Here is a 1068-nt window from a genome sequence, read left to right on the forward strand (position 1 = left end):
ATTTCTTCTTGGATCTTTCTATCCACAGAAAGAGAACGTTTTTTTCTTAATTCAAGATCCATTTCTTTATCAATAAAATTATTGGTATGTTTGTCAAAACAGTCGAAACAAATAGAGTAAAAATCTTTTTTCTCTTTGTTTAAAAAATCAAATTCCCACGTTTCTAGCTCTAAATAACTTACTTTATCTTTCGTTTCTTTTTCACATAATTCGCAAGTTGTTTTCATTATAAAAATCCTTCCATCCATCTGTCTTTTATTTTTTTACTAGATGGCGATCTCTAATTCTTTTTAAACGCCCATGATATTTCAATATATTCGCTTGTGATTGTTTGGCATCTTCACTAGTGGGTTGTAAGTTAGCAATATCCCAATAAGTCACAATTACATCTAATACTTGGTCAAAGTATTGTAACGGACCATAATTTGCATCTATTGCAATGGTTTTCATTCTATCGCTAAAGTCTGGCATAACGGCGCCTGGCATAGAGAAATTAATAATGACATTCTCAAAATAAACAATGAAATTCGGATCAAGTTCAAGGTGTGCTTTCACTGTATCGCGATAGAATGCATAATGAAGTGCTTCGTCTTTCGCTAAACGTCGAAGTATTGTTGCTAAATCTTTGTCATGTGGACTCGCTATTTTCGCTACATTATTATAAAAAACGAGTGTGGCTAACTCTTGCAATGAAGTATAGGCCATTGTTGCTAAAGGGTTAGTGAAGTCTGGAAACCAGCCACTTTCAACGACTCGTCTTCTTAATTCATGCAATCTTGCAGGATTTACGTTTCGTGTCACCAATAAATACGTTTCAAGCAAGCTAGAGTGCTGGTCTTCTTCAGCCGTCCAAGTGCGTACGAAATCATTGATTACTTCCATTGAATTTTTAAATGTATAATCCAAATGCGAAGTATACCAAGGTAAATTTACTTCTGTAAGTAATGCGGTTTCTATCGCTACAATTACACTTTCTGGAAGAGTTACTTGACTCTCATCCCAAGGAACCCGCTTAAAGGACATGGCCTTGTCCCACGGAATAAATTCGTGATAGCTCCAGTCAATATT

At 35.1% G+C, this 1068-nt stretch carries 2 protein-coding genes; both read right to left on the minus strand.

Features of this window, described 5'->3' with window-relative positions; genetic code table 11:
• The coding region (locus NLX67_RS22550; protein ID WP_254313630.1) for a hypothetical protein at nt 1-227 on the minus strand (227 nt) is incomplete at its 3' end.
• A gap of 28 nt (nt 228-255) precedes the next feature.
• On the minus strand, nt 256-1068 hold an 813-nt coding region (locus tag NLX67_RS22555), incomplete at its 5' end, for an acyl-ACP desaturase (RefSeq protein ID WP_254313631.1).

It is taken from the genome of Domibacillus sp. A3M-37, assembly GCF_024213455.1.
GTDB lineage: Bacteria > Bacillota > Bacilli > Bacillales > Domibacillaceae > Domibacillus > Domibacillus tundrae.